The organism is Grimontia sp. NTOU-MAR1, assembly GCF_035758505.1.
Taxonomy (GTDB): Bacteria; Pseudomonadota; Gammaproteobacteria; order Enterobacterales; family Vibrionaceae; genus Enterovibrio; species Enterovibrio marinus.
On record NZ_CP142108.1, the window covers coordinates 2,422,713 to 2,441,262 of the forward strand.

General features: G+C 50.6%; 20 protein-coding genes and 1 riboswitch. Of the genes, 3 read left to right on the forward strand and 17 right to left on the reverse strand.

Features of this window, described 5'->3' with window-relative positions:
- Window position 1 precedes the first annotated feature (1 nt).
- From tatC to rmuC, 7 genes are all read right to left on the reverse strand, one after another.
- Window positions 2–763, reverse strand: a complete 762-nt coding sequence (gene tatC, locus VP504_RS11055; protein WP_325891206.1) for a Sec-independent protein translocase subunit TatC — start codon at window positions 761–763, stop codon at window positions 2–4.
- A 35-nt stretch (window positions 764–798) separates the two neighbouring features.
- Window positions 799–1,161: a Sec-independent protein translocase protein TatB gene (gene tatB / locus VP504_RS11060; protein WP_325891207.1), complete on the reverse strand. Its 363-nt coding sequence runs from the start codon at window positions 1,159–1,161 to the stop codon at window positions 799–801.
- Window positions 1,162–1,164: 3 nt separating this feature from the next.
- Entirely contained in the window at window positions 1,165–1,398 is a 234-nt protein-coding gene (gene tatA / locus VP504_RS11065) for a Sec-independent protein translocase subunit TatA (protein WP_062708600.1), read from the reverse strand.
- Between the two features lie 83 nt (window positions 1,399–1,481).
- Window positions 1,482–3,116, reverse strand: a complete 1,635-nt coding sequence (ubiB, locus tag VP504_RS11070) for a ubiquinone biosynthesis regulatory protein kinase UbiB (RefSeq protein ID WP_325891209.1) — start codon at window positions 3,114–3,116, stop codon at window positions 1,482–1,484.
- Window positions 3,113–3,736 (reverse strand): ubiquinone biosynthesis accessory factor UbiJ, encoded by a 624-nt coding sequence (locus VP504_RS11075; protein ID WP_325891210.1) that lies wholly within the window; start codon window positions 3,734–3,736, stop codon window positions 3,113–3,115. The genes ubiB and VP504_RS11075 overlap by 4 nt, the downstream gene beginning before the upstream one ends.
- Before the next feature lie 10 nt (window positions 3,737–3,746).
- On the reverse strand, window positions 3,747–4,526 hold the full coding sequence (ubiE, locus tag VP504_RS11080) for a bifunctional demethylmenaquinone methyltransferase/2-methoxy-6-polyprenyl-1,4-benzoquinol methylase UbiE (RefSeq protein WP_325891211.1): 780 nt from the start codon (window positions 4,524–4,526) through the stop codon (window positions 3,747–3,749).
- Between the two features lie 121 nt (window positions 4,527–4,647).
- Window positions 4,648–6,168, reverse strand: coding sequence for a DNA recombination protein RmuC (rmuC, locus tag VP504_RS11085; RefSeq protein ID WP_442788875.1), 1,521 nt, complete (start codon window positions 6,166–6,168; stop codon window positions 4,648–4,650).
- A gap of 139 nt (window positions 6,169–6,307) precedes the next feature.
- Between rmuC and VP504_RS11090 the strand changes: the two genes are divergently transcribed.
- A complete protein-coding gene (locus tag VP504_RS11090) occupies window positions 6,308–7,189 on the forward strand; it encodes a DMT family transporter (RefSeq protein WP_325891212.1) in 882 nt (293 codons plus the stop codon).
- Here VP504_RS11090 and tsrA read toward each other — a convergent pair whose 3' ends face one another.
- A complete protein-coding gene (gene tsrA / locus VP504_RS11095; protein WP_325891213.1) occupies window positions 7,190–7,480 on the reverse strand; it encodes an H-NS-like global regulator TsrA in 291 nt (96 codons plus the stop codon).
- A gap of 230 nt (window positions 7,481–7,710) precedes the next feature.
- Complete coding sequence (locus VP504_RS11100) at window positions 7,711–8,907, reverse strand: multidrug effflux MFS transporter (RefSeq protein WP_325891214.1); 1,197 nt, start codon at window positions 8,905–8,907, stop codon at window positions 7,711–7,713.
- A gap of 100 nt (window positions 8,908–9,007) precedes the next feature.
- Here VP504_RS11100 and VP504_RS11105 point away from each other — a divergent pair, with 100 nt between their 5' ends.
- Both VP504_RS11105 and VP504_RS11110 read left to right on the forward strand, forming a co-directional pair.
- Window positions 9,008–9,979 carry a LysR substrate-binding domain-containing protein gene (locus VP504_RS11105; RefSeq protein WP_325891216.1) on the forward strand — a complete coding sequence of 324 codons (972 nt, stop codon included), beginning with the start codon at window positions 9,008–9,010 and terminating at the stop codon, window positions 9,977–9,979.
- A 48-nt stretch (window positions 9,980–10,027) separates the two neighbouring features.
- On the forward strand, window positions 10,028–11,815 hold the full coding sequence (locus tag VP504_RS11110; protein WP_325891217.1) for an aminopeptidase P family protein: 1,788 nt from the start codon (window positions 10,028–10,030) through the stop codon (window positions 11,813–11,815).
- Between the two features lie 33 nt (window positions 11,816–11,848).
- On the opposite strand, the gene VP504_RS11115 is transcribed toward VP504_RS11110, so the two are convergent.
- The 8 genes from VP504_RS11115 to crcB form a co-directional block, all read right to left on the reverse strand.
- Window positions 11,849–12,217: a hypothetical protein gene (locus VP504_RS11115; protein WP_239644008.1), complete on the reverse strand. Its 369-nt coding sequence runs from the start codon at window positions 12,215–12,217 to the stop codon at window positions 11,849–11,851.
- A gap of 131 nt (window positions 12,218–12,348) precedes the next feature.
- Window positions 12,349–13,461, reverse strand: coding sequence for a 2-iminoacetate synthase ThiH (gene thiH / locus VP504_RS11120; RefSeq protein ID WP_325891218.1), 1,113 nt, complete (start codon window positions 13,459–13,461; stop codon window positions 12,349–12,351).
- Window positions 13,462–13,472: 11 nt separating this feature from the next.
- A complete protein-coding gene (locus VP504_RS11125) occupies window positions 13,473–14,243 on the reverse strand; it encodes a thiazole synthase (RefSeq protein WP_325891219.1) in 771 nt (256 codons plus the stop codon).
- Between the two features lie 2 nt (window positions 14,244–14,245).
- Window positions 14,246–14,446: a sulfur carrier protein ThiS gene (gene thiS, locus VP504_RS11130; RefSeq protein ID WP_325891220.1), complete on the reverse strand. Its 201-nt coding sequence runs from the start codon at window positions 14,444–14,446 to the stop codon at window positions 14,246–14,248.
- The gene (locus tag VP504_RS11135) at window positions 14,430–15,242 is read right to left on the reverse strand and encodes a HesA/MoeB/ThiF family protein (protein WP_325891221.1); all 813 of its coding nucleotides are present in this window, start codon (window positions 15,240–15,242) and stop codon (window positions 14,430–14,432) included. Before VP504_RS11135 ends, thiS begins: the two co-directional genes overlap by 17 nt.
- The gene (gene thiE, locus VP504_RS11140; protein ID WP_325891223.1) at window positions 15,214–15,885 is read right to left on the reverse strand and encodes a thiamine phosphate synthase; all 672 of its coding nucleotides are present in this window, start codon (window positions 15,883–15,885) and stop codon (window positions 15,214–15,216) included. The genes VP504_RS11135 and thiE overlap by 29 nt, the downstream gene beginning before the upstream one ends.
- A gap of 8 nt (window positions 15,886–15,893) precedes the next feature.
- Window positions 15,894–17,807, reverse strand: coding sequence for a phosphomethylpyrimidine synthase ThiC (thiC, locus tag VP504_RS11145; RefSeq protein WP_325891224.1), 1,914 nt, complete (start codon window positions 17,805–17,807; stop codon window positions 15,894–15,896).
- 98 nt (window positions 17,808–17,905) lie between these two features.
- A riboswitch (TPP riboswitch) is annotated at window positions 17,906–18,004 on the reverse strand.
- Window positions 18,005–18,053: 49 nt separating this feature from the next.
- Complete coding sequence (gene crcB / locus VP504_RS11150) at window positions 18,054–18,437, reverse strand: fluoride efflux transporter CrcB (RefSeq protein WP_325891225.1); 384 nt, start codon at window positions 18,435–18,437, stop codon at window positions 18,054–18,056.
- Window positions 18,438–18,550 lie beyond the last annotated feature (113 nt).

The window sequence follows — 18,550 nt, forward strand, 5'->3', positions numbered from 1 at the left end:
GTTAACCCTGGCTTTGCTCTTCATTCTCTTCGTTTTCTTCGCCGCGCGGCTTATAGAAGCGTGAGAAGAATAGGCCGATTTCAAACAGCAGACACATAGGGATCGCCAGAAGCGTCTGCGAAATAATGTCTGGTGGTGTCAGCAACATACCAACTACAAACGCAGCCACGACGATATATGGGCGCTTCTTGCGCAGATCATCAGGCTCTACCGCACCCGTCCAAGTCAGCAGCAAAATCGCTACCGGAATCTCAAACGCCAGACCAAAGGCCATAAACAGCGCCAGAATGAAGTCCAGATAGCTGGCAATGTCTGTGGCTATCTGAACATCTACCGGGGCAATCGAGGTAAAAAAGCCAAATACCAGCGGGAAAACCACGAAGTAGGCAAATGCCACACCGCAGTAAAACAGCAGTGAGCTGGAGGCTAACAGCGGGAATATCAGACGTTTTTCATGTTTGTACAGGCCCGGGGCAATAAATGCCCAAACCTGATAGAGGATCATCGGTACTGCAACAAACACCGACACCACTAAGGTCAGCTTGATGGGCGTAAAGAAGGGCGAGGCCACATCCGTCGCAATCATGCTGGTACCTTCCGGCAACTGGGAAACCAGTGGCTCGGAAATGAAGGTGTAAATGTCGTTGGCAAAGTAAACCAGCGCCAGAAACACCACCAGCACAGCCAGCAATGCACGCAGCAGACGATCTCTCAGCTCGGTAAGATGGCTGATGAGCGGTTGGGTATCTTCAACAGATGACATAGTTTCTCGACAAAAACTGAAGCCCGGATAAAACCTTACTCGGTTTTATCCTTGGTTGGGCTGGAAGCATTGGCAGCGTCTGCTGCAGGCTCACTTTCGCTTTTCGGTGCGTAAGGGCGCTGAACATCTTCCGCTGCTTTTTTAAGCTCATCTACAGACTGTTGCAGATCTGGTGACAGGTTTTGCATACCCATCTGCTCGGCTTTTTTCAGGTTATCCTGAAGCTCCTGGATTTTCAGCTCTTGTTCGAGCTCATCTCTCACGGAGCCTGCCATTCTGCGCGCAGTACCCACCCATCGGGACACGTTGCGGATGGCCACAGGTAAACGTTCGGGGCCGAGCACCACCAGACCGACAACGGCGATCAGGATCAGCTCCCAAAAACCGATATCAAACACGGATTATGCCTGCTCTTTGTCTTTCGCTTCGCTTTTTTGAGCTGTGTTGCCGCCTTTCTCTTCCAGTTTTTCCTGGCCGAAATCAGCATCTTTTTTGTCTTCGTCAGACATGGCTTTCTTGAAGCCTTTTACCGCCGAACCCAAATCGCCACCGATGTTACGCAGCTTTTTGGTTCCGAACAGAAGAATAACAATGACTGCTACGATCAGCAGTTGCCAAATACTAATACCACCCATGCTAGTGTTACCTCTGCGTTATGTGGTGAATAAAAAAGTAACCGGAGTTTATCCCCCCAATGTTACAACTTATTTCTTTAATTTCACTTATTAAATGCGCGCCATGCGAATAACCAGCTAAACAGCGCGGTGCCACCGGTCAACTGAGGTAAAAGTTCTACCTGATTGCTATACAGTATGGCAGAAGTCACCAGCAGCGTAGCGCCAACGCCCATCAGGAAACGGGCTCGGTTTTGCTGCTTACGCGCCAGCATAAATTCGCGGTACATGGCATCCATTCTCAGGTTAACCTGACGGCCTTGCTTAAGGCTGTCGTAAACCAGCTCTGGTAGCTCGGGCAGTTTCTCCGCCCAGAACGGCGCTCTTTCTTTGATGGCGTTGATCACAGCCTGAGGACCGACCTGACGTGACATCCAATCTTCAAGGAACGGCTTGGCGGTATCCCACAAATCCAGTTGCGGATAAAGTTGGCGCCCCAACCCTTCCACATAAAGCAGTGTTTTTTGCAGCAGAACCAACTGAGGCTGAACTTCCATGTTGAAGCGGCGCGCAGTATTAAATAGATTCAGCAGCACATGCCCAAATGAAATATCGCACAATGGCTTTTCGAAAATTGGCTCACACACGGTACGAATAGCAAATTCGAACTCATCGACATTGGTATCATGCGGCACCCAGCCTGAATCAACGTGCAGTTCGGCCACCTTACGGTAGTCACGGTTGAAGAAAGCGAGAAAGTTTTCCGCCAGATAACGTTTATCTTCACGGTTCAGCGTACCAACAATGCCGCAATCCAGGCCAATCCACTGCGGGTCTTCCGGGTGCTCATAGGAAACGAACACATTGCCCGGATGCATGTCTGCATGGAAGAAACTGTCGCGGAACACCTGGGTGAAGAAGACCTGCACGCCGCGCTCAGCCAGAAGCTTGAGATCGGTGCCGTTGGCTTTCAGCCCCTCGATATCAGACACCTGAATGCCATAGATGCGCTCAGACACCATCAGGCTCGAGCGGCAGTAATCGCTGAACACTTCCGGCACATAGAGAATATGATCGTTTCCAAAGTTGCGGCGAAGCTGAATCGCATTGGCCGCTTCTCGCATCAGATCCAGTTCATCAAGAAGAGTCTTTTCATACTCACGCACCACTTCCACCGGTTTTAAGCGTCTTGCTTCCGGGAGGAAACGCGCCACCAAACGTGCCATGCGATACATGAGTTTGATGTCGGCCTGAATGACAGGAAGAATGTCAGGGCGAATCACCTTTAACACCACCTCGCGGCCGTTTTCCTTCAAGGTCGCAGTGTGGACCTGTGCAATGGAGGCCGATGCCAGCGGAGTATCGCAGAAATCGTCAAACCAGTTTTCCAGCGGACCACCAAGGGCTTTTTCCATTTGCGCTTTGGCAAGCTTGCCATCAAACGGCTCAACCTGATCTTGTAGCAGAGCAAGCTGGTCAGCAATTGCAGGCGGAAAAAGATCACGGCGTGTCGACATCATCTGGCCGAACTTGATCCACACCGGACCCAACTCTTGAAGTGCCAAACGCAGGCGCTCACCGAGTTGCTTGTCCGGATGTTGATTCTTCATCCAGAACAGCAGTTTGCGCATCAATTGCGGGCCACGGGTTATCGGCTGATCCGGCAACAGCTCATCCAGCCCGTAACTTAGCTGGACTTGAGTAATTTTGTAGAGGCGGCGGATTTCGCTGGGTGTCATGCGCTTTCCACCTCAGCCAATTTCTTTTCGAACCCTTCAAGTCGTGCTGACAAACGGGAAGCCTGACTTTGGACATCATCGACCTGATCGGCAAAGTAGGCCACTTCCAGCGCACCCGGCGCCAGTCGCCACTCTTCGACCACCAACTCGCCAACATACCGCTGATTACGCTCGGTCATCTGCTTGAGAAATGCCAATCCTTGCTGGGCACCACGAACCAGCGTGTGAGCAACCACATCACCGGTGTAGTGCGAGAGCCATTCTGCGATATCCGGGTTAAGACCATTGAGAAGGCTGGAAAAATGCTGGGCGACATCAATATCACCGTCCAGATGCAATTTGTCTTCTTTGATGAGTTTGGTCAGGTTGGCTTTGTCTTTCAGATGTGGCACGACGGAAATGGCCAATGCCAAGTCGCAATCTGCTTCACCTTCAAAATCCGCCAGCACATCGATTTGCTGGCTGAACACAAACACCAACTGCTTATTGATGTCCGTCAGGCGCACACGCAGCACTTTGCCTTTAAGCCTCGCCAGTCGGCGTTGGCTCTCTACATCCTGCTTGAGCAGGGTGTTTAAGCTGGTTTCAACAACGGCGGTGACTAATGGGTCGAATGGCATTCCCAACCCCTTAGAATTTGTAGCCGCGGTGCAGGGCAACAATACCACCGGTCAGGTTGAAGTATTTGGTTTGCTCGAAACCTGCTTCTTCCATCATGCCCTTCAGAGTATCCTGATCTGGGTGCATGCGGATAGATTCTGCCAAATAACGGTAGCTTTCGCCGTCATTCGCTATAATTTCGCCTATTTTCGGCAATAGGTGGAACGAGTAGGCATCATAGACTTTTGACAGCGGCTCAACGATTGGCTTGGAGAATTCCAGTACAAGCAGACGGCCACCCGGTTTCAGTACGCGGTACATTGAGCGTAGTGCTTTGTCTTTGTCAGTGACGTTACGAAGACCAAAGCCGATGGTGATGCAATCAAAGTGGTTATCAGGGAATGGCAGCTCTTCCGCGTTCGCCTGCACATAATTCACGTTGCCGACGATACCCAGATCGCGCAGTTTATCGCGACCGACATTCAACATGGAGTTATTGATGTCTGCCAACACCACCTGACCTTTCTCACCCACGATGCGGGAGAATTTAGCCGTCAGGTCGCCAGTACCACCAGCCAAGTCGAGGACATGATGACCTGGACGCACGCCGCTGCAATCAATGGTAAAGCGTTTCCAGATACGGTGAATACCCATGGACATCACATCGTTCATGATGTCGTACTTTGCCGCCACATTGTGGAAGACGTTGGCAACCATACCGGCTTTCTCATCTTTAGCGACGGTCTGAAAGCCAAAGTGGGTGGTATTCTGTTCCGCGTCTTGCGTCACGCCCTGTGTCATATCTGTCATTATTAACCCCTGAGTAACACCGGGCCGGAAAAGAAGAAAACGCCCGATATTTTTGCGCTTAGTGTACTTTACATACTCAAACAACCACAAGAAACGCTTAATGTGCCAAGTGAATGTCCGTTTACTCCTTTGAGACAGGTAAGGTAACAACATCATCATTCTCTTCCGTCGTATCTCTTTTCAGCATAGCCGGACTGATATCACGCTTCACTTCCACACCCAGCGTTTTAAAGCTCTCCGCCTGACGCAAAATATTGCCACGCCCGCTGGATAGCTTATTTACGGCGCTTTGATAGCTGTCTGACGCTTTATCGAGTGCCGAGCCCATGGCTTCCATGTCCGACACAAACAAACGAATTTTGTCGTAAAGCTTGCCTGCTTTTTCTGCTATCACACGGGCATTCTGGTTCTGATGTTCAAAGCGCCACAGATTATTGATGGTGCGGAGTGCCACCAGCAAAGTGGTTGGGCTCACCAACATGATATTGTGATCCAGCGCTTCACGGATAAGGGAGGGCTCAGCCTCGATGGCAATCTGGAATGCAGGTTCAACAGGAATGAACATCAGCACATAATCGAGGCTTTGAATGCCATGAAGTTGATGGTAGTCCTTACGACCAAGGCCTCGGATATGACCGCGAATGGCGGCAATGTGCTCACGCAGTGCGCTGTCTTTATCCACCAGTGATTCGGCGTGGTAATAACGCTCATACGCTACCAAGGCCATTTTGGCATCAATCACCACATCCTTTCCTTGCGGTAGGCGTACGATGACGTCCGGCTGGTAGCGTTTACCCTGCTCGTTCTCAAGGCTGACCTGAGTCTCGTATTCATACCCTTCACGAAGGCCGGATTCTTCCAGCACACGGGCAAGAACCACTTCCCCCCAGTTACCCTGCTGTTTGTTGTCGCCTTTGAGTGCCTGAGTCAGGTTCACTGCTTCTCGGGTCATGGCTTCGTTAAGCTGCTGGAGGTTTTTGATTTCATGCACCAGGGTGTGACGCTCTTTGGCCTGTTCGCCAAAGCTGTCACTGACTTGCTTACGGAAACCTTCCAGCTCGTTTTTCAAAGGACTCAAGAGAGATTCGAGACTCTGACGGTTTTGTTCATCCACAGTGCGGGTTTTGTGGTCGAAGACTTTGTTGGCTAGCGCCTCGAACTGAACACGAAGACGCTCCTCCGCGCCTTCAAGCAGTTTGATTTTCTCTTCTGCAGCCTCTAGCTGCTCTTCGGTACGGGTTTGCTGCTCGCGAAGGGTCAGCTCCAGTGCCGCTTTAGTATCACGAAGGTTCTCAGCGGTATCCGCCAATTGGGCTTTTTCGGCGCGCAGGGTTTCCATCTGGCGCAGCTTTTCTGCCGCTGCCGCGAGCTTGCCATATTGAGTGCGAAGCTCAGAGCTTAAGCGATCACGTTCCAGATCCATGCCATCAAGCTCATCCTGCAAGCTCTGGTTTTCGTCCTTCAGCCGACCAATCTCAGACTGGCTGTGCTTTTCATCAGCTTCCCGCAATTGCTCATGCAATGCCTGCAGGCTTTGTTTTGCCATACGATGGTAAAACAAAGCCAATAACGCCGTGACACCTGCGCCAGCCCCTGCTGCCATCCATATCAGACTGTCTGAAAACAGTGCTTCAAGCTGCATGCCGATACCCTTTTATTTCCAATACGCTAACTGTATTGAAGGCTAATCAGACACTGGATAAATGTCCAGCTTTTCTATTCAGCAGATCTTACTCTAGACTGCCGCATTCTCTCCTTCATTTTTTATAAGTGATTCTCCTATGAACGACCGCCTTGCGATTGGCTACGGATTGGCTGCGGTGCTCCTTTGGTCGACCGTCGCGACGGCTTTTAAAATCACCTTAAGCTACATGACTCCGATTCAGATGCTGGCTGCCGCCAGTGTGGTGTCGGCACTTTCTCTGGCTGCGGTCGCAAGCTTTCAGGGCAAATTGCACCTATTGACGTCTACTTTTGCCAAACGACCGCTGTATTACCTGCTGCTCGGGCTTATCAACCCGCTGATTTATTATCTGGTGCTGTTCAAAGCTTATGATTTGTTGCCCGCTTCCCTCGCGCAGCCACTGAACTATAGCTGGGCGATCACCCTGACGCTGATGGCAGCGTTATTCTTAGGCCAGAAAATTCGTAAACAGGATTGGATTGCAGCTGCTCTGGGTTACGCCGGTGTGGTGGTCATTGCCACCAAAGGGGATATTTTCGGCCTGCAATTCGACAGCCCATTAGGTGTAGGGTTGGCACTGCTTTCCACAGTTTTGTGGGCAGGTTACTGGATTTTGAACGCAAAAAACCAAGCCGACCCAGTGATTGGGTTGCTGCTTGGTTTCTTACTTTCTTTGCCGTTTTCGATTGGACTTAGCCTATACACCAGCGACTGGAGTGGCATTCCATGGCAAGGCTGGGCGGCGGCGACCTATGTTGGTCTGTTCGAGATGGGCATTACTTTTGTGCTTTGGCTTAATGCCATGAAGCTTGCCACCAACACCGCCAAGATCAGTAACCTGATCTTTATTTCACCCTTTATTTCGCTGATCTTGCTGTCGCAAATTATTGGAGAACAAATTCATCCTACGACCTTAATCGGTCTGTTGATGATTGTTGTCGGTTTGCTGATTCAGCAGCGAAAAGGGAAAATGAAATAATCAGGCGCTACGCTGCGCGAGATAGTCGCGCAGCTCATCGACAGAAATACCGTCGTTTGCCAGCTCTTGCGCCAATTCCAGCACACGCTCACCTTTGCGATCATCAATCACTTTATTGAACTGGTGTACCAGCTCGCGAAGACCACTGATTGGCACCTGACGCGCTGCTCTTTTTACGCGCTCTTCACTCATGCCGCTCAATTCAGTGAGCAATTTACCGAACATCATTTTTTCCGGAGATTCTTCTAGCATCTCCAGATGACGAGCTAATTCAATTGTCGACATCGACATAATATTTAACTGCCTGTGTATGTATTTACGAAGGAGTGTGCGAACAGCCTTTGATTTGGCTAGCACCCCGAAATCGGGAAGATCTGAGAAATTCGCACACTAAATATACTTCTCAAGCCAAATAAGCAACAAAAAAATACCCGCTAATGAGCAATTAACGGGTAAATGGTGGAATAACGGTTGTCGAGACCGTCGCGCTTTTCGCGTCTTATTAGTGAATTCGCTAAGTTTTACGCTTCTGCGGTATGCCAGCGTTTACCTTTCGACGACCACAACAGCAAAAGGCCTGGTGCCAACAGTAACATGTGAAAGACCAGAAGGTGTGGCTCAGAAAGACCTGCGCGTTGTGTCAGGCTGACCAGCACACCTGCACCACTCATCTGGAAAAGACCCAGCAAAGCGGCTGCCGTGCCCGCGCGTTGGCCAAACGGCTCCAGCGCTTTACCCGCCGCAGAGCCCAGAATCCAGGCAAAGCCAAATGATGACAGGAAGACAGGCACCATAAAGGCCCAAGCCGCTTGTGTGGTGCTGAGTACTGCCATCAGGCCACCTGCAAACACCAATAGCAGCATGCCAGCATTCAGGGTTTTACGGCTGCCAAATTTGTCCATCACTTTAGGCGCCGTCATGGATGCCGTAATGTTCAGCACTGCATTGACACCAAACCACAGGGTGAACTGCTCCATGGTTAGGCCAAGGCCATTAATCAGGCGAACCGGTGCTGAGGTGACGTAAGCCAAAATAACCGACATCGCCAACATGCAAAGCACCGCGTGATACACAAACACAGGCTCTTTCAAAACCTGCCAGTAACGCGAAGGGCTCAGCAGTTTGCCGCTGCTGTCCGTGTCTGCCGGACGGGTTTCACGGAACAGGGTCAATACCAGCACTAAGGCCACCAGCGCATAGGCCATCATAAAGCTGAAGTTTGAACGCCAGCCAAACTGCGCCGTCAACCATGCGCCCAAAAGCGGTGCCAGTGCAGGAATGAAACAGATAGCGCCGTTAAGATAGCTGATCATCTGGCCGCTTCGCTTGCCGCCAAAACTGTCACGCACGGCAGCGAATGCACACACAGAAGTTGCACAAGCGCCCGCACCTTGCATCAGACGGGCAAAAAGCAGCGCATCCAGCGAACTTGCAACCCAGGCAAAGCCCGAGCTCAAGCTGTAAATCACAATACCGGCTATCGCGACTGGGCGGCGACCATAACGGTCTGCTAAAGGTCCAGCCAGAAGTTGGCCAAGACCCAGACTCACCATAAACCAGGAAATGGTGTCCTGAATTCGGGTAGAGGCCACATCAAACTCTGCCGCCATCAGTGGCATGGCAGGCAAGTAAATATCGATTGCCAGTGGGCTGAACAGTACAAGCAGTACCATGAGCGCCACAAGTCGGCTATCAGGCTTGGAAGAAGGGGTAGACATAAAGAACTCCTGATGATTTGAGGCGAAGTGTAGTGGGATTTTGATATGAACAAAAATGGTTTATATTCAGGTTAGACATTCCCATCAGGAATAACATTTAATGAACCTCAACCAACTGCTGCGTTACGATCTCAGCCTGCTTATCTGTCTTCATGTGTTACTGGAAGAGAGCAACGTCACCCGGGCAGCGCAGCGTCTTCATCTCAGTCAATCCGCGGTCAGTAAAAACCTCGCCAAGCTTCGCGAACAGTTTGATGATCCCTTGTTTAACCGCACTTCCCGAGGCCTTTACCCAACGCCGAAAGCCTTGTCCTTAAAGCCGGGACTGAAAAGCCTGCTAGGGCACATTGAAGGGCTGACAGTCTCGAATGAATTCAACCCGGCAACCAGCGATCGCCGTTTTCACTTCTCACTGGTCGAAAGTGCCTATCCCCTGCTGCTTCCCCGATTTTTAGGTGAAATCCTCGACGCAGCTCCCTCTATCACGCTGGATACTCAGGCATGGAGCGGGCAAACTTTCGACGCCATGGCACGTGGTGAGGTAGATTTTGGCATTACGGGAAAAGACCTTAACCCTGCTGACGCCATGCTGACGATGATGCCGCCGAAAGGCATCATCTATGAGGAGCTTTATCAGGATGAGCAACGGGTGATAGTGAGAAAAGATCACCCCGTGCTAAATGAAGAAAAATGGGATTTGGGTACCTATCTGAAACAGCGACACGTTCAGGTCAGGTGTGATGGCAGCGATCGCTGGCTGCTTGACTATAAACTTGCAGAGCGGGGCATTGAGCGAGACATCGCGATGTATGTGCCGGATTTCAACAGCGCTGCGAGCCTTTGCACCCATACCGACCTGGTGTTTACAGCACCGGCGCATTTTGCAGCTGCCGTCGCTAAGCAACTCAATTTACACGTGTTGTCATTGCCAACACCTTTACCGCCCATGGCATATACCCTGTTCTGGCATCAAAGTCAGCAATCCGATCCTGGTCATAGCTGGTTACGGCAGCTGATTATTTCACGTTGTCGACATATGACAGAAATTGCAGCGGCAGATGAAAACAGATAGCTTAGACAACCAAAGACCCCTATACGATCACCCAAATAAGGACGAAGAATGCACGCTATCATTGCGCAGCGCGTCGATGCATTGAGACGCTGGCTGGAAGAACAGGCACTGGACGCTCTGATCATTCCTCATGAAGATGAATTTCTCGGCGAATACATCCCCGAGCACAATGAACGCCTCCACTGGGCGACAGGTTTTACTGGTTCAGCGGGTGCGGCTGTTATCGCGGGAGACAAAGCCGCGATGTTTGTTGATGGCCGCTACACGGTACAGGTACGCAAGCAAGTTCCTGGTGACATTTTCGAATACCGTCATCTGATTGAAGAGCCCGCTCTGCAATGGCTTCAAGACAACCTGCCTAAAGGTAGCAAGGTGGCCGTTGACCCACGCCTTCATAGCGCGAACTGGCTGGCATCTGCGGAGAAACAGGTCGAGGGTAAGCTGGATTTGGTATGTGTAGATACCAACCCGGTCGATAATACATGGCATGATCGTCCTGCCCCTCTGCTGACCAATGCAAGGCTGATGGGCACCAACATTGTGGGTCAAAACAGCGAAGATAAACGCCGTGAAATCGGTACTGCGATTGCTAAATCTGGCGCTGATGCAGCGCTTTTAAGTCAGCTCGACAGCATCTGTTGGCTTCTGAATATCCGTGGTGGCGATGTATCACGTCTGCCTGTGGTGCTGGCCAGCGCTATCGCCAATGCCAAAGGCGAAGTCACCCTGTTTATCGACCCTGCGCGCCTGCCAGAAGGTTTCTCTACACATGTGGGCGAAGGCGTATCGGTCCAATCTCCAGAAGCACTGGAGTCGGCTCTGGCTGAACTCTCGGGCCAATCTGTGTTGGTCGACCCGCAAACCAGCAATGCCTGGGCAAGTCAGGTACTGAATCAAAACGGTGCTATTATCGTTCACGCTGCAGATCCATGCATGCTGCCAAAAGCAGCCAAAAACGCGGTCGAAGTTGGTGGTATGAAAGCAAGCCATGTCCGCGATGGCGTGGCAGTCAGCCGTTTCCTTGCCTGGCTGGATAAAGAGGTCGCTGCAGGCAATCTGCCAAACGAAGCCGAGCTTTCTGACAAGCTATACAGCTTCCGCGAACTGGATAAAACACTGGCAGATTTGAGCTTCGATACGATCTCAGCAGCAGGTGGCAATGCAGCTATGTGCCACTACAACCACCTGAACCAGCCTGAGCCGGGCGAGCTTGAACTGAACAATGTGTATCTGGTGGACTCAGGCGGTCAGTATCCGGATGGCACGACAGATATCACCCGCACGGTTGCGATTGGTGAATGTGCCGATGAAGTGAAGCAAGCTTTCACTCTGGTACTGAAAGGCCATATCTCTCTGGCAACGGCGCGTTTTCCGAAAGGTACCGCTGGTAGCCAACTGGATGCGCTGGCGCGTCAACACCTGTGGGCAAATGGCTTCGACTACGACCATGGTACAGGCCACGGAGTAGGTCACTTCCTGAGTGTCCATGAAGGCCCGCAGCGTATCTCCAAAGCCCCTAGCACAGTAGCACTGCTGCCGGGCATGGTGCTGTCGAACGAGCCAGGTTATTACCGCGCCGACGCCTTTGGTATTCGTATCGAAAACCTGGAGTTGGTGGTAGAAGTGCCAACCCAGGGCGACATGACTGTGCTTGGTTTTGAGTCATTAACCCGCGCTCCAATTGATCGCCGCTTGGTGGATGTATCACTGCTGACTTACAGCGAGATTGCATGGTGGAACGATTACCACCAGAAAGTGTGGCAGGATGTTAGCCCATCACTTGAAGCTGAGGACTTGGCGTGGCTTGAACAGGCAACTGCTCCAATTTCAAATTAGTAAAGTTTAAAAGGGCTCTTTCGAGCCCTTTCTTTACAAGTTTGTAGGAGGGCCTTCAGCACATCTATCAGCGTTATAAAACTCATAGCTTCCGCCTCGACCTTTTGCCCAAACATTCACTATAAAGCCGCGATCAATATACCACTCCAGCCACTCACATGCAGTTTCGTAACCATATTGTCGCATACCAATTTTATCCCACTTGTAGCCACTTTGAATTTGATGGCTCACGACAATAAATCCATCATCATCCACAGTTACTGCATCGTACTTGGACAGGGAGCGTTTCGCTGACTTAATATCAAACTCGCTCGCTGAAGGCTTGTAAGGGCTTGACTCAATTGTCGATGTGCACGAAGCGACAATAAAGGCAAAGGACATAGATAGAACTACTTTTTTCATTATTATCTTCCTTGATAACCAACTGAAAATCTTTACCAGTCTAGCGCGGTGAAACCCCTTAGCCACATAAAAGTCAAGATTTTTACAAACCATCTTATATTTGAGTCAAGACTATTAAGGACACTATCGTCTCATCCAGAGTATCCCTGCTCCCAATCCTTCCAAACCACTTCAAAGCCCGCTGCTTTTACTGCATTAGCTACAGCACTCGCGCTACGTTCGTCCGAAACCGAAAACTGCTCCAGTTCAGGCTCATCATCGGCGTAACCACCAGGCTGGGTTTTCGAAGCTGCTGACATCGAGGTGATCCCAAGTGGCAGCACTTTATCACGAAATTCAGGTGACTCTCGGGTCGATAGAGAAAGCTCCACTTCTGAGTTAAGCAACCTATAGGCACAGATAAGTTGAACCATCTGCCTATCCGTCATCACCGACTTTGGCTGCACAGCACCTTCACAAGGACGGAGCCTTGGAAAGGAAATCGAGTAACGGCTTCGCCAGTAAGTGCGCTCCATGTACTCAAGGTGACTGGCGACAAAGAAGCAATCAGTTCGCCACTCATCCAGTCCAATCAGAGCACCAATGCCAATCTTGTCGATCCCTGCCTGGGCAAGCCTGTCAGGGGTATCAAGGCGGAAAGCAAAATCCGTCTTGTTACCACGCAGATGATGTTCGGCATAGGTCGAGCGATTATAGGTTTCCTGATAGACCATCACTGCGTCTAGACCCAGACCTTTAAGCTCAGCATAGTCTTTCGTTTCCATGGGTTGTACCTCCATGGCGAGATAGCTGAAATGATGCTTAATAGCAGGCACTGAGGTTCGAAAATAGTCCATCCCCACTTTGGTTTGATGCTCACCCGTCACCAAAAGGATGCTGTCAAAGTTCATTGCTTTAATCGCTTCGCACTCTCGCTCAATGTCATCCAGCGACAAAGTGCGTCGCTTGATACGGTTTTCCATTGAAAAGCCACAATAGGTACAAGCATTGGCGCAAAGGTTCGACAGATAAAGCGGCACGTAGAAATTGACCGTATAGCCGAATCGACGGCGGGTCAGCGCTGCAGCTTGCTGGGCCATCGCTTCAAGGAAGGGCTCCGCAGCGGGCGAGATCAGCGCCTTGAAGTCTTCCAAGTTCCGCTTTGGCTTAGCCAATGCCCGCTGAACATCCGCTTCCGTTTTGCTGTAAATCGAGAGACGGATATCATCCCAATTGAGCGTCTGCCAATGATCAGAAAAAGCCATATCTCCTCCCGTCACGCCAGCTCATCAAGAAAAGCGGTGAGTGGACTGGAAGCGACGGCTTGTTTTGCCTGACCTGCTAAGCCTGACTCATACGCCATGCGTCCTGCTTCTACAGCTAACTTGAATGCCTTAGCCATCGCGACAGGGTCAGCTGCCGCAGCAATGGCCGTGTTAACCAGCACCGCATCTGCACCTTTTTCCATCGCTTCAGCGGCATGGGAAGGGGCGCCTATCCCAGCATCTACCACCACTGGCACTTTGGCCTGATCGATGATGATGTCAAGAAAGTCTCGCGACGCAAGGCCTTTGTTGCTGCCAATAGGCGCACCAAGCGGCATGACAGCCGCACAACCAGCTTCTTCCAGATGCTTACAAAGCACAGGATCGGCGTGGCAATATGGCAGCACCACAAACCCCTCTTTGACCAGTGCTTCAGCCGCTTTCAATGTTTCAATCGGGTCAGGCATCAGGTATTTGGGATCAGGATGAATTTCAAGCTTCAGCCAGTTCGTTCCCAACGCCTCACGTGCAAGCCTTGCCGCAAAAATGGCTTCTTTCGCCGTCTTTGCCCCCGAAGTGTTAGGTAACAGATTCACGCCCGACGCAATCAGCGGCACCAGAATGTCATCATCACGCTTTTGGATATCGACACGTTTTAGCGCCATGGTAACTAACTCGGAGCCACTTTCGGCGATACTCTCTGCCATCACCTGGGTACTTGAGAACTTTCCTGTTCCGGTAAACAGGCGAGAGGAAAAAGTTTTATCTGCAATTTTCAACATGGTTAACCTCCAGCAATGGCCTGAAACATAGCGACCTGAGTACCCTCGGTCAGTGGTGTAGATTGCCACTGGCTGCGGGGGATAATTTCACCGTTCAGAGCGATCGCCACAGACTGTTCAGGCAGAGATAATTCACTCACCAATGCCAGCAAATCGCTGGCAGTTTTTGGCGAGTAGGCTTCATCATTAAGCCAGATCTGCATGTGAGATCTCCTTATTTAGAAGTGTGCGAGGCTTACAAATGGCGCACTCAGGATCGCGAGCAATCAGCATCTTTTTGAGCGATAGTGACAGACCATCAAACTGGAAGAAGTTAGGTGACACCCTCTCTCCTATCAGTAGCTTCAGTGCTTCTAAAGCCTGAAAGTTTCCGATAATACCCACTACTGGCCCCACGACACCTGCACTCTGACAGTTTCGCGATTGCGCATCCTGATGGGAGGGAAATAGGCAGTGATAACAAGGTGAGGAAGAGGCTCTGAAATCGAAAGTCATCAGCTGACCTTGCCAACCAATACCAGCACCGGCAATCAATGGCTTGCCCAGTTTCAGACAGGCGGCATTCACCGCCTGCCTGGTTGCCATGTTGTCACTACAATCAAGCACGATATCGGCAAGGGAAACTTCAAGTTCCAGCACCATTCCATCTAGCTGACGAGTGACGGGACGACATTGGATGAGGCTATTCAACGCGTTGAGTTGTTCACTCAGCGCTTTCGCCTTACCTTTGCCCAAGTCCTTTTCACGATAAGCAATCTGCCTCGGCAAGTTTGAACGCTCCAGCACATCACCATCAGCCAGCACTAACTGTCCGACTCCTGCCCCAGCCAAATACTGTGAAGCCGCAGTTCCAAGACCACCACACCCCACTATCAGTACTTTGGCTTGGGAAAGTTTCAGTTGCGCCTCTTCGCCCCAGTTATCCAACATGATTTGGCGACTGTAACGGTCAAACTCATAGTCTGACAGACTAGCTTTGTTCGACGACGATACGCTCATTTCTCGCCTCCTCTGTCAGCACCTCAGAGAATGATTGAAGCGTTGCCGCCAAGTCACAGGACTGGGTGACCGCCCGCACAACGGCGATCGCATCCACACCGCTTTGCCAGACTTCTCGGGCTTTAGCGAGATCAATGCCACCAATAGCCACTGTCGGTACTTTCCCTGCTACTGTCACTAAATGCTTCGACAACTGCGCTACGCCCTGGGGTGGAGTGGGCATCTGTTTGGTTGGTGTTGGGAAAATATGGCCGATAGCTAAATAGCTCGGGTTAAGAGATAAGGCCAATTCCAGCTCATCAGATGTTCGGGTGGACACACCAAGGCGAATGCCAGCAGTAGCTATCGCATCCAGATCCGCCGATTTCAAATCGTCCTGACCCAGATGGATCCCATATGCGCCGGCACCGAGAGCCTTTTCCCAGTGATCATTGATAAATACCTGAGCCTGACAAAGACGGCCGCAAGCAACAGCCTCTTTGATCATGGCATCAAGGTTAGGATGATTGGCATCTTTAACCCTAAGCTGAACCGTACGCACACCAAAAGCCAGCAAACGCTTCAACAGAGCAATATCATCAACCACCGGATAGAGAGGGCCAATGCCCCCGTCCATCCGTGGAAACACGGGAGAGGTGTTCATAGCACCTCCTACGCTTTCTGGTGGTAGAGTTCGCTGCCTTTAGCGAGAAATTCCGCTGATTTTTGCTTCATGCCTTCAAGGGGATCTTCCAGCATTTTCACTTCGATGCCTTCGCCTAGCTCAAGGTCTTTTGCATAGTCGCGAACTTCATGACTGATTTTCATTGAGCAGAACTTAGGGCCACACATGGAGCAGAAGTGCGCCACTTTGCCCGACTCCTGTGGGAGAGTCTCATCGTGATAAGCGCGCGCAGTATCTGGGTCGAGCGCCAGATTGAACTGATCTTCCCAACGGAATTCGAAGCGCGCTTTAGACAGCGCATTGTCACGTACCTGAGCGCCAGGGTGTCCTTTCGCCAAATCAGCCGCGTGAGCACAGAGCTTGTAAGTAATCAGGCCGACTTTCACATCATCTTTATTCGGAAGCCCTAAGTGTTCTTTCGGTGTCACGTAGCAAAGCATGGCACAGCCAAACCAGCCGATCATCGCCGCACCAATACCTGAAGTGATGTGGTCATAGCCAGGAGCTACGTCTGTCGTCAAAGGTCCAAGGGTATAGAAAGGTGCTTCATGGCAATGCTCTAACTGCTCTTCCATGTTTTCTTTGATCATGTGCATTGGCACGTGGCCAGGGCCTTCAATCATTACCTGAACGTCGTACTCCCAAGCTACCTTGGTCAACTCACCAAGAGTACGAAGTTCTGAGAACTGGGCTTCGTCGTTAGCATCAGCAATAGATCCCGGACGCAGACCATCGCCCAACGACAATGCCACGTCATACTTCGCACAGATTTCACAAATCTCACGGAAGTGGGTGTAGAGGAAACTTTCCTGATGGTGTGCTAAACACCACTTGGCGATGATAGAGCCGCCACGGGAGACAATGCCGGTAACACGTTTAGCTGTCATTGGTACGTAGCGCAGCAGCACACCAGCGTGGATAGTGAAGTAATCAACACCCTGCTCTGCCTGTTCAATAAGGGTATCGCGCATCACTTCCCAAGTCAGGTTTTCAGCGATACCATTTACTTTCTCGAGTGCCTGGTACATAGGAACAGTACCGATTGGCACAGGGCTATTTCTCAAGATCCACTCGCGAGTTTCATGGATGTTTCGACCGGTCGACAAATCCATGACCGTATCTGCGCCCCAGCGGGTAGACCACACCAATTTCTCGGTTTCCTCTTCAATCGATGAGGTGACTGATGAGTTACCGATATTAGCGTTCACCTTCACCAGGAAATTGCGACCAATGATCATTGGCTCAGATTCAGGGTGGTTAATATTGGAAGGAATGATCGCGCGGCCTTCCGCAACTTCTTTACGAACAAATTCCGGCGTAATTTCTTTTGGAAGGTTAGCACCAAAGTTCTGACCCGGATGCTGACGGTTCAGTTGCTCATCTGCATATTGCTGGCGACCCATGTTTTCACGAATCGCGATGTATTCCATTTCAGGAGTAATGATGCCCCGACGTGCATAGTGTAGCTGGGTAACACACTGCCCATTTTGGGCTCGACGCACGGACGGTAGATTACCAAAGCGAAGCTCATCCAGTGTGTCATCATCCAAACGTGTCTTGGCAAAGTCTGACGTCACTCCATCAAGGAGTTCAGTATCACTACGCTCTTCTATCCAGCGTTCTCGTAGCTTTGGCAAACCCGCATAGATGTCAATTTCGTAGTCTGGATCGGTATAAACACCCGATGTGTCGTAAACACGAACTGGCTCATTTTCTTCAAACTGGGGATTATCTTTAGTGCCACCAATGAGGCTTGGTGCTAGGGAGATTTCACGCATGCCCACCCGAATATCTGGACGGGAGCCCTCTACATGAACTTTAAGAGAATTAGGAAATGGTTGTACCGACAGGTTGTCGATAAAGGCTTTTGCTTCGTTTCTGGCTTGTTTACGGTTCGACATAGCATTACTCCAATATATTTTTGGGAATAAATGCTTGCCGGATTTGCTGAGCAAGAGGTGTGGCGAAACTTATAGATATCAATATCCCAGAACACCACAATTGTTGTTCTCTTGTTCCCTTCGCAGGTATTAGCCTGATCAGGTTCAACGGATCCTGCTTACGCAGTCTCAGCCAAATGGCACTCCGACAAGTATCAGTGAACGAGTATAGGGAATGCTTTCCGTTATCTCAACCACTCAAAGTGATTAACCGCGCATTAACAACTGAAAGCCTGCCCAGGCAGCAAAAATGCAGATAACGACATTAAGCACAACATTCAGGCCCACTTTGAACCACTCGCCTTGCTGTAACAACAGAACATTGTCCATCGAGAAAGTCGAGAACGTAGTGAGCGCTCCAAGAAAGCCCAGTCCGATGAGATGCCGCCATGGGCCAGGGGAAAATACCTCTTGTTCCAACGCTGCAACTAGCAGCCCCATTAAAAATGAGCCCACGACGTTAACCGTCAAAGTGCCATATGGGAATCCACGACCTAGTAATACAACACAGAGTTCAGAGATCAGGTATCGTGAGCAAGCACCGAAGGCGCCGCCGATAGCTATGTAGAAGAGTAAAACCGCTTGATTCATGGCGTTCAAACCCATGCCATCCAGAAAACCAAGCTGACATGATACGCCTTAAAACTCATATTCGCTAAGGCGATATCTTAGCCAGTTAAAATGTTGAACTGAAATGTGGGGAC

What these genes read in the sequence shown, in the direction of transcription:
- tatC (WP_325891206.1), bottom strand. Translation starts at nt 763, where the DNA reads ATGTCATCTGTTGAAGATACCCAACCGCTCATCAGCCATCTTACCGAG.
- tatA (WP_062708600.1), bottom strand. Translation starts at nt 1,398, where the DNA reads ATGGGTGGTATTAGTATTTGGCAACTGCTGATCGTAGCAGTCATTGTT.
- ubiB (WP_325891209.1), bottom strand. Translation starts at nt 3,116, where the DNA reads ATGACACCCAGCGAAATCCGCCGCCTCTACAAAATTACTCAAGTCCAG.
- VP504_RS11075 (WP_325891210.1), bottom strand. Translation starts at nt 3,736, where the DNA reads ATGCCATTCGACCCATTAGTCACCGCCGTTGTTGAAACCAGCTTAAAC.
- ubiE (WP_325891211.1), bottom strand. Translation starts at nt 4,526, where the DNA reads ATGACAGATATGACACAGGGCGTGACGCAAGACGCGGAACAGAATACC.
- rmuC (WP_442788875.1), bottom strand. Translation starts at nt 6,168, where the DNA reads ATGCAGCTTGAAGCACTGTTTTCAGACAGTCTGATATGGATGGCAGCA.
- VP504_RS11090 (WP_325891212.1), top strand. Translation starts at nt 6,308, where the DNA reads ATGAACGACCGCCTTGCGATTGGCTACGGATTGGCTGCGGTGCTCCTT.
- tsrA (WP_325891213.1), bottom strand. Translation starts at nt 7,480, where the DNA reads ATGTCGATGTCGACAATTGAATTAGCTCGTCATCTGGAGATGCTAGAA.
- VP504_RS11100 (WP_325891214.1), bottom strand. Translation starts at nt 8,907, where the DNA reads ATGTCTACCCCTTCTTCCAAGCCTGATAGCCGACTTGTGGCGCTCATG.
- VP504_RS11105 (WP_325891216.1), top strand. Translation starts at nt 9,008, where the DNA reads ATGAACCTCAACCAACTGCTGCGTTACGATCTCAGCCTGCTTATCTGT.
- VP504_RS11110 (WP_325891217.1), top strand. Translation starts at nt 10,028, where the DNA reads ATGCACGCTATCATTGCGCAGCGCGTCGATGCATTGAGACGCTGGCTG.
- VP504_RS11115 (WP_239644008.1), bottom strand. Translation starts at nt 12,217, where the DNA reads ATGAAAAAAGTAGTTCTATCTATGTCCTTTGCCTTTATTGTCGCTTCG.
- thiH (WP_325891218.1), bottom strand. Translation starts at nt 13,461, where the DNA reads ATGGCTTTTTCTGATCATTGGCAGACGCTCAATTGGGATGATATCCGT.
- VP504_RS11125 (WP_325891219.1), bottom strand. Translation starts at nt 14,243, where the DNA reads ATGTTGAAAATTGCAGATAAAACTTTTTCCTCTCGCCTGTTTACCGGA.
- thiS (WP_325891220.1), bottom strand. Translation starts at nt 14,446, where the DNA reads ATGCAGATCTGGCTTAATGATGAAGCCTACTCGCCAAAAACTGCCAGC.
- VP504_RS11135 (WP_325891221.1), bottom strand. Translation starts at nt 15,242, where the DNA reads ATGAGCGTATCGTCGTCGAACAAAGCTAGTCTGTCAGACTATGAGTTT.
- thiE (WP_325891223.1), bottom strand. Translation starts at nt 15,885, where the DNA reads ATGAACACCTCTCCCGTGTTTCCACGGATGGACGGGGGCATTGGCCCT.
- thiC (WP_325891224.1), bottom strand. Translation starts at nt 17,807, where the DNA reads ATGTCGAACCGTAAACAAGCCAGAAACGAAGCAAAAGCCTTTATCGAC.
- crcB (WP_325891225.1), bottom strand. Translation starts at nt 18,437, where the DNA reads ATGAATCAAGCGGTTTTACTCTTCTACATAGCTATCGGCGGCGCCTTC.